Here is a 17,001-nt window from a genome sequence, read left to right as displayed (position 1 = left end):
AACAGTCGGGGATTACAAAGTTAATTACACCACATACGTTTAGACACTCGTTCGCGACTCATCTTTTGCAATCAGGAGCAGACATTCGCAAAGTACGCGGCTGCCTTTTTTAAGAATTCATTTTCCTCTTTCAGGTCGTGCAGCTCACGCTTAAGACGGCGTAACTCCTCGCTTTCATGTTTCGAGTAATCGACGCCTTGAACGGTATTAAATTGCTTGTCGGAAAGACGGTTGAATTGCCTGCGCCAGTTATAGATTTGCTGGGCGCTGATCCCCAGTTCTTCGGCGACTGATTTATTGGTATTACCCGGTAATTCCGCACGACGTACTGCTTCGCGACGGAATTCTTCGGTATAGGCCTGGGTTCTTTTCTTTTTAGTCATGAGACACCTCTTTTTCTAACTATAGAAGGTGTCTACTTTTTTTGGGTAAGTCCTACACATAACGCCCGCCACAAACGCGAGCAACTTGTTGTGAATCGAGCCGCGAAGCGGCGTTTTGATGGCGATTGTTATGTGCCACGCATATCGTTACCACAGTTATGACAGATATACTCAGACCATTCGATAAATAATGTTTTTTTAATATGCCCAATTTTTGGCGCGTACTGCCATGGTTTATTACAAGCTGGGCAAATAATTTCTGAAAGTTTGACCTCAATTATTGTTAGAGCAATGAAACCGAAGAAGAAACCAAATGCAATCAAATAAATGTTGTTCATCAGATTTAAAAACAGCAATAAACAGATTATCAATCTCATGTATAAAAGTCTGTCAAATTTACTCACGGTCTCTCCTTAGCACATTACAGTATCAAGTGATTAGTGTTGACACCGAGGGAGTCTACATAAGCCTATTAGTGCGAATTCCCGGTTAAGGAAGTTATCCACAACCTCACCATTGCCCACCAATAAACTTTTTTATTCAATAATAGCAATAAGTTATCAGGTGTTTTTCTTACGAGCAATTAAGAGATGGCTCATAAAATACGTGCCTTCACTTATTCTGGCCCTACTTGGCTCGCGATATAATTTATTTTCTCATTAAATATCATCAGATTATCTATTATCACCACATAACCGAGCCGGTTTTTTGTGTTACATAGTGTGCCAAACAACTCTAATTACAGGCATAAAAAGAGCAGCCGTCGGCTGCTCTTTTTATATTGCTAAGCTTAATTTTGCTGGAAGGGATACACTGAGCCAATAGAGAGTATCTGAGTCAGCTCATCAAGCGCCGTTTGGCTTTCAGTCATCAGGCTGGGGTCGGCCAAGTCCTTGTCTGAGACTCTGTCACGGTAGTGTTTTTTCACCCAGTCGGATAAAACGGCGTAAAGCCTGTCATCCAATAGACAGGAAGGGTTAACCGCCGCCAGCTCCTGCTGTGACAGTGCAACACGCAAACGCAGGCAAGCCGGTCCGCCGCCATTTTGCATGCTTTGCTTCAAGTCCAAATAGATCACCTCATTAATCGGGTTACTGGCCTTGCATAACAGTGACAGATAGCGCTCCACCCTGCCTATGGTCTGACACTCGCTTGGCGCAATAATGGCCATGCCCCCGCTTGGCAGGCTTACTAATTGGCTGTTAAATATATAGCTTTTAATCGCATCTTCCAGGGTCACGTCTGTTGTTTTCACTTCTATCAGGTGCAGAGGACGTGAACCTGAATATCCGTTGCGGATCTGCGCTATCACCGCCTGCTGCTGATAAAACGCCTGCTCGTGGAACAGAAACACATTTTCGTTGCCAATGGCTATGACATCGTTGTGAAACACTCCCTGATCGATAACGTCGGGATTTTGCTGAATAAACAAGGTGCGCGCTGGGTCGAGCTGATGACTGCGTGCTATCGCTTCACTCGCCTGGCGGGTTTGTCTGGCGGGAAAGGCGGAGGGCCTAACATTGGAATTCATGTCTTCGCCATAGACAAACAAGGCAAGCCCACTGTGGCCGTAACTGTCGACCAGCCTGGTGTAGTTTGCCGCCCCCTCATCACCAAAGAGTGAGTGCTGGGGCAAAGGCGGATGATGCACAAAATGCGTATCATCATTAAAGGTGGCACGCAAAATTTGCCCCGTGGTTTTCGCCTCTATCGCCCGGTGCAGCTTATTATTAAGGTTGGCTGGCGTAAAGTGCACCTTGGCGTCTTGCGTAGCACACCCGGGCGAGACGGTCGCAGCGTTGGCTGCCCACATGGATGATGCCGAATAGCAGGCCTTCAACAACATGGGCTCGGTTTTCGCTGCCTTGTCGATCACCGCCGCATCCGAGCCGCTGAAGCCCAGGGCTCTTAGCGTCGCTAAGTCAGGGCGGGCATTGGGCGCCAGCACTCCTTGGTACAGCCCCAGTTGTACTAAAGACCACATTTTTTCCAGGCCCTGCAGCGCCGCTTGCCTGGGATTAGCCACCTTATTGGCATTGGATTTAGATGCAATATTACCGTACGACAAGCCTGCATAATTGTGGGTAGGCCCTACCAGGCCATCAAAATTAACCTCGTAATAACTCACTGCTGCCCCCTTTTGGTGCGTGATGCACTATGTTGGTTTTGATTGTTCCCGCGTTGTCGCCCGCTGTTTACCAGCCCATCCCCCCAGCTCTCCTACACTAAGGGAGCAAAGCGAATCAGGTGTAAAACGTATCGGCGCGATAAAGAGTAGGCAATCAAGTCCTGTGCCAAGGTGCACAAAAAAGAACTAGTTTGGTTAGGCTGGTAAGCAGCTTTCCCGCAGGTTACCAAGTTCAACACCTGCTAACGGACTTTACCGGCAATCTGTTCAATGTCCTGCTTCAGTCCCCGGTATAGGCCGAGCATAAACAACAGCTCCACCACCACAAACAGCGGGCCGATCACCAGGCCAATCAGATCGTCGACGAACGCCGGTTTCTTCCCTTCAAAATAGTGACCAACAAATTGAAATAACCAGCCGAGCAGGAAGAGCCCAACACCCCAGCCCAGCCATTGTGGCCAGGGTAAGGCGGCCAAAGGTGCCGCGCCCACCAAGACGGCAGCCATCAGTACCGTCATCACTAACCCCAGGGACAGGGATAGAAACAAATAATAAACACAGGTGATGGCAACAGCTATGGTGGCGGGAGTGAGTGTGAGTTCGGGAGTGAGCGTAAAGTTTGGTCGCGATAACAACACCGCCAAGGCATACACTATCAGCGGGATACCGATAAAATGGGTGTAAATGTTGCGCATATCCCTGTGATAGTGGGCATAGTTAGCCAGTTGGCTGACAAGTGATTTCATCGTCTCTAACCTGCTTTACGTATAAAAACCAGTTTAGAGTAAAAAATCCAATCTGCCTACGCATTTTCCGCCGGGCCGCTACCCACCTGATCTTTATAGATAAAATAGCTTCTTATCAGCATAAAGATAAGTGTCGCGCCAATAAAGGCCGCCATCATATGATGTAAAACCAGGTGGCTGGCAATTAAGATGGGCACATCCTCCCATGACTCAAGCGTGAAGAGTTTTATCAGCAACATGGCATAGGCTAAAAGATGCAGCCCAAGCGCGAGCTTGAGTATTTTCGCGGCGCGGCGGCGTAACCAGGGTTCCGGCTTGCCCAAACCCAAGCGCAGCAATAATAACCCCAACAGTGCCAGCACTATGGAAAGGCCACCCAACCCCAATAGTGACGTTTTTACCAATATCAGGGCGAGAATAATGTAAGGCCACATCAGTGATTTGCTCCTTGCAGTCGCTGATAAAGCCCGGAGGCACGACTAATGGGCTGATTAATGGCATGGAACAAGGTGCGCATATCGCAGATAAGCTCAATATGCTTTTTAGCCCGGGTAATGCCGGTGTAAACCAGTTGGCGGTTAAGACGCTGGCCGCCACGGCCCAAGGGCGGTAATACCATGGCGGTATGAGCAAATTCCGAGCCCTGCGACTTATGTATGGTCATGGCAAAGACCTTATCAAACCCGGGCAGGCGCCCCGGCTCTATGGCGCGGATAGTACCATCACTGCCGATAAACATGGCCTTCAGGGCACCGTCCTCGTCCGGTAAAACTATGCCGATATCGCCATTAAAGAGACGTAACTGATAGTCGTTTTGGCTGATCATCAAAGGCATACCTAGATAAAAACGTTGCCTCAAATCGATTAACCCCTGCTGTGCCAAACGCTGTTCAATACGTTGATTAAGCTGTTGCACGCCAAAGGGACCTTCGCGCAGCGCCGCCAGCAATTGATACTGAGCAAAAGCCTGATGCACGGCCTTGGCATCCATCCCCTCACCAGCCAAGTTTAAATAGGTACTGTATTGGGTTGCGGCGCGGTCGATAAGCTGGGAATAGAATCCCTCCTGCAAATCAAAATAGCTGATATCCTCGGCATCGCTTTGCAGCAGCTGCCTGGCGGTATTTTGTTCGGCGCGATTGACCGCATAGGCCAGACGGCCAATGCCACTGCCCTGGGCAAAGCGGTAACTGTGCTGCAAAAAGGCAATATTGTCGCGCAGCAGATAAGGGGTTTGCTGCTGGCTGTGGTACTGGTGCTCCCCACACAGGCCAGCCAATTGCTGCGCCCAAGGCGCGCTGTAATTGGGTAAGTGGCCAAGCTGACACTGGCAACAGAGATCCGCCATGATATTGCCACTGTCCACCGAGCTCAACTGGTCCTTATCGCCGAGCAAAATCAACCGGGTATGCGGCGCCAGGGCATCCACCAGCTTGGCCATCAAGCTGATGTCTATCATGGAGGCCTCGTCGACTACCACCAGATCAGCATGCACCGGGTTGGCGGGGTTATGACGAAACTGATTGGAGTATGGCAAGGTACCGAGCAAACGATGCAGGGTTTGCGCCTGCTCGGGAATAAGCGCCGCCACCTCCTGAGCTGCTTGCGGTAAGTCCAGCTTGGCTCCTTGTATGGACTCGCTTAAACGTGCCGCCGCCTTGCCTGTAGGTGCCACCAGCTCGATATGCAGCGGTGCCTCACGATACAGGGATTGCAAAATGGCCAATAGCCGGGTCACTGTAGTGGTTTTACCTGTACCCGGACCGCCGCTGATCACACAGAATTTGCGCGTGGCCGCAGTGGCACAGGCAACCTTTTGCCAGTTCGGGCTTTGCGCATCCTCGGCGCCAAAATACAATTGGATCAATTCCGCCAGACGGGCATTGTCCAAGGTGATGGGCGCTGTGGCCAACGCGCTAAAACGCTCGGCCAATATCGCCTCATACTCATCATACCGAGCCAGATACAGGGCGTTATCGCGAAGGCGCAGCGGCATCTGCTCACCAATGCAAGGCAACTGAGATAGCCCTAGCTCAATATCAAGCCCAAGTTCCAGCCCTGGCTCAAGACTGCGCAGGTCAAGGGCAAAGGGGTTACTGATATCAAGTGTGGTTAAATCCAGACAGCTATGCTGCTCATTCATGGCCTTAAGCAGCAATAAGAGCAGGTAGAAGCCCATTTCATTGCCGCCGTGCAGGGGCTCACCCAGCAGCAGCTTGGCCAGCTCAATATCCACGGTGCGCACCTTGTCGTGCGCTTGTAGTAACTCAATCACCGCGCTCTCCTTGGGCGAATAAGGCATCCAGTTGATTAATTTCATTGATGCTAAAGGCTTTGCTGTAGACCCCTTGCTGCTGCGGCATGGCGCGCATAAAGGTGTAGATCATGCCGCCCAAATGACGCTCGGGATCGTAATCCGGCAAGCGTTTTTGCAACAAGCGATGCAGCGCCACCATATAAATAGCGCCTTGCACATGGTAGCTGTGCGCATTCATGGCATGAGTGAGGGCATTTTGATCATAGTCCAAGGCGTTATCACCCAGGTAATTTGATTTATAATCAAGCACATAATAACGACCCTGATAACAGAAAATAAGGTCGATAAAGCCCTTTAAGACGCCCTTAACCCGCTCAAAGTCAAAATCGAAGTCATAGCCGAACAAGCTCAGCATAGCGTGGTTAAAGGCTTTTGGTTCGAGCTCAAGCAGAGGCAGATGAAACTCCATTTCCACCAGGCACTGCTTATCTTCCAGCGCCCCCAGACTTAAGCCTGTGTTATCGAGCGGACAGCGCACTATGTCCACCATCCAATGTTGCAATAATTCCAGCCAACTCTCGTCCAGAGCGTACTTGTGCAGGCTCTGCTCACATACCTGTTGCAGCTGGGCTAGCGCCGATTCCTCGCCCTTGGCGACCCCGGCGAAGGAAATTTGCTCTAGGATATCGTGCAAGCAACTGCCCGGCCCCGGCCCCTTGGGGAATTCGTAGCTGCTAAGGCTTGCCTCATCGACGCTCCTGGACGGGTATAAATACTGCTCCATACGATGGTCTTCATCGTCGTCACCACCACCGGCGCCAAAACTCGGCGCTTCATGGCGTTTATAACTTAAGGCACTAAAGCTGGTCGCCCGCCAATGACGCTCTATACCCGCCGGTGGCGTAGCAAGGTGCAATTCAACGGCGTCACTGTGCGCCAGTGCTATATCAGACACGGGCACCTGCTCTGTTAGCATCAGCGCCATATCCGCATTCGTTGCAACCTTGTCGGCCAGTAAGGCATAGAAGTCTGACTGCGGCTCGGCCTCACTAAATAGCAAATAGCCAAGGGCGCAGCTGTGCATCTGCGAGCGCCCTCTCTGCCCTATGCCGTACATTCCTAAAGAACAGTGATAGATAGCGCGGGTCAGCGCCACATAAAGCAAGCGCAGGTCTTCGGCCAAACGCTCACGCTCGGCGGCCATCATGGCCTGCTCGCTCTCGGCCAGATCCAAACGTAACTGGCCGTCGCTATGGTAATAAGCCATGGCGGCGCTGCGATAACTCTGGGCAAAGGGTATAAAGACTATGGGGTATTGCAAACCTTTGGAGGCGTGCATAGTAACGATTTGCACCAACTGCGCATCGGTTTCCAGGCGCAATTGGGCGCTGTCGCCCTCACCATATTCGCTGCTCAGCTGCTGATGAAAATAGCTGAGCAAACGCGTGGTGCCATCAAGTTCAATTTGCTTATGTTGCAGGATTTCGCCCAGATGACGAAAATCCGTTAACGCCCGCTGTACATCCCAGCCCAGATCGTGCCAGCGCTGAGGGAGTTTATTTTGCCAAAGCAGCTGCTCCAGCATGGCCAGGGCACCATCGGCATACCAGCGGCGTCTTAGCTCGGCAAATTCATTTAAAAGCTCACCCCAACGTTGCTGATCATCGCCAAGGGCATAGATCTGTGCCGCCGAGAAATTATAAAAGGGGCCGCTCAACATACCGCGCAGCAAGCGCTCGTCATAAGGCCCGTGCAGCACGCTTAACAGACGATACAAATGCTGCGCCAATGGCTGCTTAAAGACGCTGTCACGAGCCAGATAAACACTGGCCACCCCGGCCTCAGCCAGAGCTTTTTTCATCAGCGCCGCTTCACGACGGTCACGCACTAAAATACAGAAATCGCCGGCACAGGGAGACGTCTCACCCAGGGTTAAACGCCCCTGTTGTGCTTCGCCCAGCAGATAATGGATGCGTTTGGCAAAACTCTCGGCCAAGGCGCCCTGCCCCAGCTCCTTAGAGAGGATCTCAGTGCCACCGCCATGCCAGATAAACTCCATCGCCGCCAAGGGCTTGCCATCAAGGCATAACTGCTCTTTCTTGCCCTTGGCTTTGACATTGAAAAACGGAATTTGCTCGTTATAAATAAAGCTCTGCGGATGGCCGCTAAAGAGGTCGTTCACGCAGCCCACCAGTTGTGTGCTGGATCTGTGGTTGACCGCCAGGGTATACAGGCGCTGCTCATCAAGCTGTTGTTTGGCGTCTATATAGGTAAAGATATCGGCACCGCGAAAGCCATAAATGGCCTGTTTGGGGTCGCCTATCATGGTCAGACCGCTTATCGCCGAGCTTAAAGGGCGATACAGGGTATTAAAAATCCCGTATTGGACGGGGTCGGTGTCCTGAAACTCATCGATCATGGCCACCGGATATTGGCTGCGTATCTGCCGCGCCAACTCACCTTCGCTGTCATTACCTAGGGCCTGATAGAGGCCGCTCAGCAGGTCGTCCGGAGCCAAGAGTTGCTGGCGTTTTTTCGCCGTTTGCACATGGGTGCGCACATAATCCAGAGCGTAAACACACAATAGCTGGGCCAAAGACTGGCCAAAACCGGCGCTGAGCTCACTTAAGCGTTCAAACTCGCTCACCAGTTCATGGCTGAACTCCTTGCCATTTTTCTTATAAATGCTTGGGTCTTGCAGCGACTCGCTTGACCAAAGCGCAAACGACTTTTTGCCTTTATCCAGCTCAAGATCATCGCTGTGGGCAAAGGCCTGCAAAGCGGCAACATTGGCCTTGTGCTTAGGTTTAGCTGTCCCCTTGATATCGCTGGCGGCCAGGGCACTGAAGAAATCGCCGTTTCTAAGCGCCTGCTTAAACGGCTCCAGGGCCTCAAGGTATTGCGCTTGTTGCTGCCAAACCTGGGCTAATGCCTGCTGCGGGTCGTCAAAGCGCGGCTCTATGATCAGTTGCTCGCGATTGATCAGCGGGCTCAGGGTTTTTAGCAAGCTGTAAGGTGACTTATAATGGGCCAACACCGCCTGTACCTGCTGCGCCGATAAGGGGTAAACGAATTGCCGCCAAAAATCGAACACAGCCTGTTGCTGCAATTCACTTTCGTCCATAACGAAATGCAGGTTAAAGGCCATATTGGAGGCAAAGGCATGCTGTTTTAGCATGCGCTGGCAAAAGCCATGTATGGTGAAGATGGCGCTGTCATCCAGAGACTTGGCCGCTGCATCCAGCAGGTTATAGGCCTGCTGTGGCTCTTTGACCTGAGCCAGCAATTGCTGCACCAGCTCATCGCTACTTGCTTTACCAAGCAGCACTTCCTTGGCCTCGGTGATGCGCGCCCGCACCCTGTCTTTAATTTCACTGGTGGCCGCCTCGGTAAAGGTCACCACCAGAATTTGCTCAACGCTTAAAGGCTCACCGTCACTGCCATCTGAGCGCTGGTACATGCCCAACAAGTAACGCAGGTATAAGCCAGTAATGGTGTAGGTTTTACCCGTACCGGCACTGGCCTCAATCAGTTGCTGGCCAATCAAGGGCAAGCTAAGGGGATCAAGAATCTGCATATTTTTGCTCCTCAGCCATCTCATCGATAGGGGCTAACAATTGCAGCGCCCAGTCGCAAAATTCCTGCTCGCATTGGTATAAATCTCGGTAGTCGGCACTGATATAAGGATCGGCACGCTCCGGCACGCCGATATAGGCGCCAACAAATTTTAAATTCGCCTTGCCGATTTCCCCCTGTTGCAACCATTCCCAGGCACTGATAGGGAAAAATGCCGGGCTGCGTGTTTGCGCCTCACGGTAAAGAGCCAACCAGGGTAACAAGAGTTGCTCGGCATGAGCCACAGTTAGCGGTTCAAAACGCACTTGCTCATCAAGGCCCATCACCAAAGTAGTAACTTCCTGGCCGCTTAATTGCGCCAGCAAATGATAAATAAAGCCCTTGATACGGTCCTTGGGTTTAATACTGGCGCTGCGATAAAACACCTGCTCATTGGCGTAAACATGACTTAGCCAGCCCTGAATTTGGTAGCCGCCGACGCTGACATCCACTTCCACCAGCTGTGGCTCTTGCCCACCGATGCGCATTTGCACCTGCTGCGCTAACGCAGTAATACGGGTTTTTAATTGCTCCAGGGTCACTTCAGCCATGATCCCTTGTGGTAACACGCCGCGTTGAATTAACTCGGCATCGTCTACCTCTTTATCATTGACGGCACACTCAAGCAGCTCATCGAGCAGCTGATAGCGAGCCAGAGGATCGACGGTAAAGTGCTCATTATCATCGCTGCCTTCATCTATGTCCTTGATGCGCACCGCCAGCACCTGCTGATAAAAAAACTGCTGGGCACGAGTGGCGCAGTGCAATAAGGCATCGAGCTCGATAATGGACTCAGGTGACGCTGCCAGTGGTTGTTGCTCGCCTTGCTCCGGCCCCTCTTCATAGGTCAAGGCCCAAACCGGATTAAAGCTCTGCCAGCGTCCTTGGCTTTGATAGTAGTCACTGTGAAATGGCTGCAAATGATGTACGGCGGTAAGGGCAGCACTCACGGCTTGGTCCTTATCCGGGTAATAAAAACAGCGGTCGATATATTCGCATAGCTCGCTTAACAAGATAGAAGGCATGCGCTCACTGTTATCACGGCTGGAGCGGCCAATATAGCTAAGATATACGCTGTCACGGGCACTCAAGAGCGCCTCTAAAAACAGGTATCTGTCGTCCAGGCGACGCGAGCGGTCGCCCTTGCGGCGTTTGCTAAAGGGCACCAGGTCAAAACCAATGGGCTGTACGTTACGGGGATAATCCGCATCATTTAAGCCAAGAATACAGACCTTTTTAAAGGGCACCGCCCGCATCGGCATCAGGGTACAGAAGTTCACCTGTCCCATTAAGAAACGCTGACCCACGCCCTTGTCGTCTATGCCCTGTTGCAGGAGGTTTACAAACACCCGCTGTGAGATGAGGCCAAGATAATCACCATTATGGTAATGCTTGTCGACGGCGTTAAAGAGCCTGTCCATGGTCGCTAAATCCACCGCACTGAGACTCGTACTGGCAAACATCTGCTCCAGCACCTGACGCATGGACGCCACTTTTTGCGCCAAGTCTGCATCCGGGCTAAGCAAGGCTTTGGCCGCCAAAAGCGCATTGATAAAGCTCAGCAACTTACTCAAGATATCGCTGTTCATCCCCTCAACCGCATCGGCGGGATACAAACCCAAATAGGGTTCGCTTCGGGTTGCCATACCGAGCAACAAACGCTGTAAGCCCAACTGCCAGGTGTTCAAAGCCAATGTCGGCAGGGCAAATTCACTTTTATGCTCACCGTCTATGCCCCACTTCACCCCGACCTGCTCAAGCCAGACATGGCATTGCTGCAATTCCGGCTCGGACAAGGCAAAACGCTCGCTGATGGCGCTAATTTGCAGCAGGTCCATTAATTCGCTGACGCCAAAGCGACTAAAAGGTAAATTTGCCAGCACTAAAATGGCATTGAGCAGCGGGCGCTCCTGGGCGATAGATAAGTCGGCGATGGCATAAGGAATATGGCGCGCGCCCTTGGCACCACCAAACACCGCCTCGATAAAGGGACTGTATTGGCCGACATCCGGCATCATGACAATAATGTCTTTGGGCGTTAGGCTTGGGTCTTTAGCGAATTCCCGCAGCAGGTAGTCGTGCAGGCATTCCACTTCCCGTAGCTGGGTATGGCAATTGGCCAGCTGCACCGAGGTGTCATCATCGCACACCGGCATCTTGCCTTCGTCGCTTACAAACCAGTGCGTATCTTCGGCCAGACTCTGACCCTTAAAGGCCAGTTCATAGACTTCTTGCTGAAGGCGGCCAAGCAAATGCGGCGCAAATTCATCGTCAAAGCCGTCCAGCCACTTGCCGTCGAGCTGTATTAGTTGCTCTAAATAATCCCGCCCCAGTTTGCCCCAGGACGCCAATAATGGATTACCGACAATATAATAATGCTCGCCCTTTTGCGCCGCATCCAATTCGGGTTTGACCTTATAGCGGCTGTTAACCTTGGCCAGGGTTTTCTCATCAACCAGATCGCCCCAATAATGCTCGCTGGGGTTAAACAAGAAAACCAAGACCTGGGTATGGTGCGCCAGGGCGTTAAACACTTCTAACTGCGACTGAGCCAAGGCCGAGATGCCAAATAAACAGATGCGCGGTGGCAGTTGTACCTTATTACTGGCGAGCGCCGCCAACAAGGCATCATGCATATTGGCGCGGTGATACGGGCTTTGCCCAAGCTCGGCCACCACAGCAACCAGGCTGCGCCATAAATCGGGCTGCCAGGGGGCATGGGAAATATCGACTTCATCCAGCTCATCCACGCCCTGCTCCCATATTTGCAGCCACTGGGGCCGGTACATCAAATAATGGTCAAAAACATCGGCGATTTTTTCGCACAGAGCAAAACGCTTGCTGCCATCGACATCATCTTCAAGATAGCTGGCCAGCGCCTGATACGGTTCTAGAGACAGCTTTTGCATTAATAACTCATAGAGCTTCCAGGCCATATTGGCCTTATTGAATGCGGACTCTTCAGGCACATCGGGCAGAACTTGCTGGTATAAGGACCAGATAAAGCTTGAAGGTAAGGGAAAGTCGACCTGAGCACAGACGCCCTGTTGCTTTGTCAGCTCAAGTTTGAGCCATTGAGACATACCGGGCGAGTGCACCAACACCAGCTCCCGAGCGAAAATATCATCGCTACTGGGGTTCGCTAACACCGCACATAACTGGGCGCTGAGAATCTCCATGCGATTAGACTGAATGATATGCAGCATGCGTAAAAGCTGTTAAATAATAAAGACCCAGTGTACGCAATTTTTCTTCTATACTCTAGGCTACTGTTACATAAGGTGAATTAGCCCATTGGTTTGCAAAAGCCGAGATTATGCAGTACCTTCAGACTTTCTCGGATGATATTTTCACAGGGTGTGAATATGCGTTTAATCGTCTCCAGTTTACTGTGTGCCGGTATCCTAGCCTGCGCCGTATTATTGTTTACCCAAGCCAACTCCAATCGCCCTCAACTGTCCCAATTACTGCTCCAAGCTCATACTCTCTCCCCGCAAATTCAAGGCCGTTTAGCCATAGGTGATACTGACCTGGCCAATATTAAAATTACCCGCACCTTATCCATAGGCCAGCAGCACTTTGTCAGTCAGGCGATCACAGACGAGCATGGCCAGTTCAGCTTTGCCGCCCATACTTCGGATGAGCCCCTGTTAGGGCGTTCACCCGACAGACTATGGCAGGATATCAGCGTGCAATATCAGGGCCAGCAATATGTGCTCTGGTACACCGCCATAGATCATGAAATGGATAATTTGATTGTTCAGGAAGCCCTGTCAAAGCTCGACTGCAACCTGCTTTGGGGAGAGGACGAATTCAGTATTCAGGACAGGCGTCGTATTGGCCTGCCGGTCAATGTCTATTCCATCTGCGATTTAGCACCGGAGCAGATACAAAAAAAGCCGCTCATATGAGCGGCTAAGTCAGGGTTGTCTAATCAGAATTCAAGCAACAAGCAGGTCATTACTTGCCGCCTAGAATAAGTAATTGATATTTCAGTTTAATGACAAAAGTCATAAAAATGTGACCTTAGTCATCACTGCATAAAACCAGTTACTTTACGTCGATTTGCCACACGCTTACCGAACCGGAAATTTCATTGCCTACCACTAAGAGCGGCATGCCGTTAGGGCTTTGCTCAGCACTGATAAAACGCATGCCTTCCGGTGCCAGGTCGCCGGTAATATCGGCGCCTTCGACCAGGCCGCGGTTGCTGGCATAGTTTTTAAATTTCACATCGAACGGATTGGTGATGTCATACACCATGATGCCACCCATACGCTCAAGGCCGACAAAGGCATAGGTGCGACCTTGGACCTGACCTAAAGCCAGAGCTTCAGGCTCGGCACCTTTGGCGTCGGAGCGGGTGTCCCCTTCGTTTTCATCTTCATTATTGTTAAAGGCACTGCCGTGAATCGCCGCGGTAATACGACCTACATCGTCACCAGAGTCAAAGACCAGGCCGGTATTGGCATCCCAGATAGAGAAAGAGCGCGCACCATAGGCATACAGTTGCTCATAACGACCATCCTGATCCGCATCGCCACGTACCGTGCTCACAATAAGACGACCGATATCATCATCGTCGTTATTCACATAGGCAAAGTTATCCGCCAGGTCGAGGTCTTCTGCGCGCGACTCATCGATATAGGCCAAACAGCCATCATCTTCATCAAACTCTAAACCGCCTTCGGCCAAACAGCTGGCTTCATCGGCAGAGTCAAAGAAGTATTCACGACCATCGCCTTCGTTTGCCGAGACCACAAAATCCGCGCCCTGCCATTGGTAGGTGGCAATGGTATCCGGTTGATACATGCCGAACAGGCCTGGGTATTGTTGGAAGTTAATGCCGCCGTCTTTATCCGAGGCATCGATTAGCAAATTGCCCCAGTCCTTAAAACCCAGAGCACGTACTTCCAATGTCATATTTTCAAGGTCAACAACCGCAAGGGCGTTGTTTTCCTGCAATGACACATAAGCGGTTTTGCTGTCAGCGCTGATTGCCACATATTCCGGCTCAAGATCCATGGCTACTGTGGTATTGATCAACTGGCCCTTAATGGTACGGCCGGTTGGGTTGGCAAATACCACACCTTGGGCTTCAAGTTCCGCTTGTTGGTCATTGAATTGACTAAAACCTAGTAGGCTGGCCTCAATCGCCGGCTTACCCGATTCGATAGCAATAACGGCAATTGAACCTTCCGGATCAACACTGTAATCGCCCGCCGGCTCACCTTCATTGGCCACCACCACCTTGGCGCCATCCGGTGTAAAGGTCACCATATCCGGCAGGTAACCCACTTCAACATTGTGTAAGAACAACGGCGCTTCACCGCTGATATCATAAAACGCTACCTGACCTTTTACGCCTGTTTCAGCGGCCATGGCCACCGCCAGTAAGTCGTTGTTGGCGTCGATGGCGATACTGTTGGCATCGCCCGGCGTGTTAGCAGACACATCCAAGGTGGTTGTGATATCAAGATTGGTGCTGCTGATCACCCCTTCGTTATCAGCAACTAAAGCAGCGACATCGAAGTTATCGGCGGCAATAATTTCCACCGTGGCTTTATCGCCGGAGCTGTTAATAGCGTAAATTTGATGGGTACGGGCATGGAAAGCGACGATTTCCGCCGCCCCTTCCGGCGACTCTGCGTTAAGTACCGCGCGACCTACCAGTGTTAATTCCAGATCGCCACTGATAGCCTGACCTGACTCGCCCTGCTCACCTTGAGGCCCTTGTGGTCCGGTTGCGCCCACGCTGCCGTCGTCACCATCAAGTGAACAGCCCGCCAATACGCTGGCCAAAGTTAACGCTATTAATGTTTTTTTCATAACCCTGTCTCAATTGTTGTAAGAAATAGAAAGGGCTAAGTAAATAGTCGGAAGGTGACAATACAATGGCATGCTTATGAAAGGAGGATGACGATTTTATGGCAACGCCGGAACGCTCAGGCGTTGCCAGTGGGGATTAGACTAACTCAGCGAGCATGTCTTCACTGTATGGAGTCAGCGCCTGCTGGCCCTTGACCTTGGCGATCAAATCCGGATTAGCGATAAAGGGGCGGCCTATGGCCAACAAGTCAAAGCGTTCATTGGCAATGGCCTCGGCCCCTTGCTCTGGGGTATAGCTACCAACGCCCACCAAGGTGCCTTTATAGCGTTTGCGTAAATACTCCGAAGCGCGACCACCGAGATAATCAAATTCCATGGCATCATCGAAAATACCCAGATGCAAAAACGCCAGCTCCCGTTGATTGAGCTCCTGCAACAAATAATCAAAGGTCTTGGTGTCTTCGCTGTCACCGGGCTCAAGCAGGAAGTAGGCACCCGGAGACAGACGTAAACCAACACGCTCACCGCCGATACGGGCGGTTATGGCATCAACCACCTCCAAGGCAAAGCGGGCACGATTTTCGGCGCTGCCGCCATAACGGTCGTCCCGCTGGTTAACGCTGTGATGCAAAAACTGGTCGATCAAATAGCCATTGGCACCATGGATCTCGACGCCGTCAAAGCCAGCGGCAATGGCATTTTCTGCCGCTTGAGCATAATCACCGATAAGCTCAGCAATTTGCTCTTGGGTAGCGGCTTTCGGAGTCTGGTAGCTAAGCTCACGCATTCTTGGTACCGTACCTTCTATCCCGATGGCGCTGGCACTTAGCACCTCACCATCAAAAAAGTGAGGATGGGCAACGCGGCCAACGTGCCATAACTGGCAGAAAATTTTCCCGCCCTTGGCATGCACCTCATCGGTCACCTTACGCCACCCGGCTATTTGCGCCTCGCTAAAAATACCAGGTACATTGGGGTAGCCTTGGCCATCGGGGCGAATAATGGTGGCTTCGCTGATGATCAATCCCGCATCCGCTCGGCGTCCGTAATATTCGGCCATGGCCTGGGTGGGAACCAAGTCGTCATCGGCCATACAGCGCGTGAGCGGCGCCATCAAGACGCGATTGTTAAGCTTTAGTTCTGAGGATAAAGCATAGGGTTGTAACAATAAATCCGACATAATGACTCAATAGTTATTTGAATGTTCAATCAAGATAAGGGCACTTGAATGAACATTCAAGTATATCCAAAAAATAAATGATACTATCTTATGCATCTTAAAAATAAGGGACCTCTACGCCCATGCGCAGTGCCGAGTTCGACCGCTCCCATGTCTTAGAGCAAGCCATGCATACCTTTATGGAACATGGCTACGCCAAAGCGAGTATGCAGAAATTAACCCAGGCTACCGGTTTACACCCGGGCTCTATTTACTGCGCCTTTGGCAGTAAAAAGGGGCTGTTTATTGAGGCTGTCAGCTTTTATCATCAACAAAAATTGCAGGCCTTTGAGAGCCTGTTTAGCGAAGACCAGCCGGTACTTTCAAGCCTCAAAGAATTACTCGCCAATACGGTACAGGAGTGTGTACAGAACACCTGTGCCAAGGTCTGCTTGTTAACCCGCTCGCTCAATGAAATCGAAGGCCAGGATCCGGAGATCGCCCGACTAATCGCCACGAATTTACAACAAATTGAGCTCAGTCTTGGCGAGCAAATCGCCCGCGCCCAGCGCCAGGGTGAAGCCATCAGTGATGAGGAACCTTTAGCTTTAGCGCGCTTTATCACCATGGGGGTTTACGGTATGCGCACCTATGCCTTTACCAACGCCGATCAAAGCATTTTAGAGCAGATGGCCACGCAACTGCTCAGAGCCATTGAAAAACACTGACTTGATATCAGCGTGATGCGCCCTTATTGCTATACTAAGGGGTAAGCGCTTATCCAATAAGGCAAATTCTTGGTTAATTGCTTAATCACGCGCCGACCTTAATCGGCGCCCCACCCGATTTCTCTCTTAACGGTAATCGGAAGCCTCTTCACAGTG

Annotated in this window: 12 protein-coding genes and 1 pseudogene; 3 read left to right on the top strand and 10 right to left on the bottom strand. The window is 51.2% G+C overall.

What is annotated here, in order from left to right; all coding sequences use genetic code 11:
- A pseudogene (locus C2M17_RS02215) lies at positions 1-107 on the top strand (tyrosine-type recombinase/integrase); the annotation flags it as partial.
- Here C2M17_RS02215 and C2M17_RS02210 read toward each other — a convergent pair.
- The 8 genes from C2M17_RS02210 to recC all read right to left on the bottom strand — a co-directional run bounded on the left by C2M17_RS02210 (position 72) and on the right by recC (position 12,335).
- Positions 72-383, bottom strand: coding sequence for a transposase (locus C2M17_RS02210; protein WP_199774400.1), 312 nt, complete (start codon positions 381-383; stop codon positions 72-74). The pseudogene C2M17_RS02215 and the gene C2M17_RS02210 sit on opposite strands and share 36 nt — an antisense overlap.
- Before the next feature lie 128 nt (positions 384-511).
- Entirely contained in the window at positions 512-787 is a 276-nt protein-coding gene (locus C2M17_RS02205; RefSeq protein ID WP_158677937.1) for a hypothetical protein, read from the bottom strand.
- A 386-nt stretch (positions 788-1,173) separates the two neighbouring features.
- Positions 1,174-2,511 carry an N-succinylarginine dihydrolase gene (gene astB, locus C2M17_RS02200; protein ID WP_105199244.1) on the bottom strand — a complete coding sequence of 446 codons (1,338 nt, stop codon included), beginning with the start codon at positions 2,509-2,511 and terminating at the stop codon, positions 1,174-1,176.
- A 242-nt stretch (positions 2,512-2,753) separates the two neighbouring features.
- Positions 2,754-3,257: an Mpo1 family 2-hydroxy fatty acid dioxygenase gene (locus C2M17_RS02195; protein ID WP_105199243.1), complete on the bottom strand. Its 504-nt coding sequence runs from the start codon at positions 3,255-3,257 to the stop codon at positions 2,754-2,756.
- 56 nt (positions 3,258-3,313) lie between these two features.
- A complete protein-coding gene (locus tag C2M17_RS02190; RefSeq protein WP_105199242.1) occupies positions 3,314-3,691 on the bottom strand; it encodes a hypothetical protein in 378 nt (125 codons plus the stop codon).
- A complete protein-coding gene (gene recD, locus C2M17_RS02185; RefSeq protein WP_105199241.1) occupies positions 3,691-5,532 on the bottom strand; it encodes an exodeoxyribonuclease V subunit alpha in 1,842 nt (613 codons plus the stop codon). The genes C2M17_RS02190 and recD overlap by 1 nt, the downstream gene beginning before the upstream one ends.
- A complete protein-coding gene (gene recB / locus C2M17_RS02180) occupies positions 5,525-9,091 on the bottom strand; it encodes an exodeoxyribonuclease V subunit beta (protein WP_105199240.1) in 3,567 nt (1,188 codons plus the stop codon). Before recB ends, recD begins: the two co-directional genes overlap by 8 nt.
- On the bottom strand, positions 9,078-12,335 hold the full coding sequence (gene recC / locus C2M17_RS02175; RefSeq protein WP_105199239.1) for an exodeoxyribonuclease V subunit gamma: 3,258 nt from the start codon (positions 12,333-12,335) through the stop codon (positions 9,078-9,080). Before recC ends, recB begins: the two co-directional genes overlap by 14 nt.
- Before the next feature lie 159 nt (positions 12,336-12,494).
- Between recC and C2M17_RS02170 the strand changes: the two genes are divergently transcribed.
- Entirely contained in the window at positions 12,495-13,040 is a 546-nt protein-coding gene (locus C2M17_RS02170; protein WP_158683965.1) for a DUF6795 domain-containing protein, read from the top strand.
- Positions 13,041-13,179: 139 nt separating this feature from the next.
- Here C2M17_RS02170 and C2M17_RS02165 read toward each other — a convergent pair whose 3' ends face one another.
- Positions 13,180-14,958, bottom strand: a complete 1,779-nt coding sequence (locus C2M17_RS02165) for a choice-of-anchor I family protein (protein ID WP_105199237.1) — start codon at positions 14,956-14,958, stop codon at positions 13,180-13,182.
- A gap of 136 nt (positions 14,959-15,094) precedes the next feature.
- A complete protein-coding gene (locus tag C2M17_RS02160) occupies positions 15,095-16,138 on the bottom strand; it encodes an alkene reductase (RefSeq protein WP_105199236.1) in 1,044 nt (347 codons plus the stop codon).
- A gap of 122 nt (positions 16,139-16,260) precedes the next feature.
- Between C2M17_RS02160 and C2M17_RS02155 the strand changes: the two genes are divergently transcribed.
- The gene (locus C2M17_RS02155) at positions 16,261-16,845 is read left to right on the top strand and encodes a TetR/AcrR family transcriptional regulator (protein ID WP_105199235.1); all 585 of its coding nucleotides are present in this window, start codon (positions 16,261-16,263) and stop codon (positions 16,843-16,845) included.
- Positions 16,846-17,001 lie beyond the last annotated feature (156 nt).

The sequence above is a fragment of the Pseudoalteromonas sp. T1lg10 genome (assembly GCF_002964545.1).
GTDB lineage: Bacteria > Pseudomonadota > Gammaproteobacteria > Enterobacterales > Alteromonadaceae > Pseudoalteromonas.
This window is presented reverse-complemented; position numbering and strand designations above follow the sequence as displayed.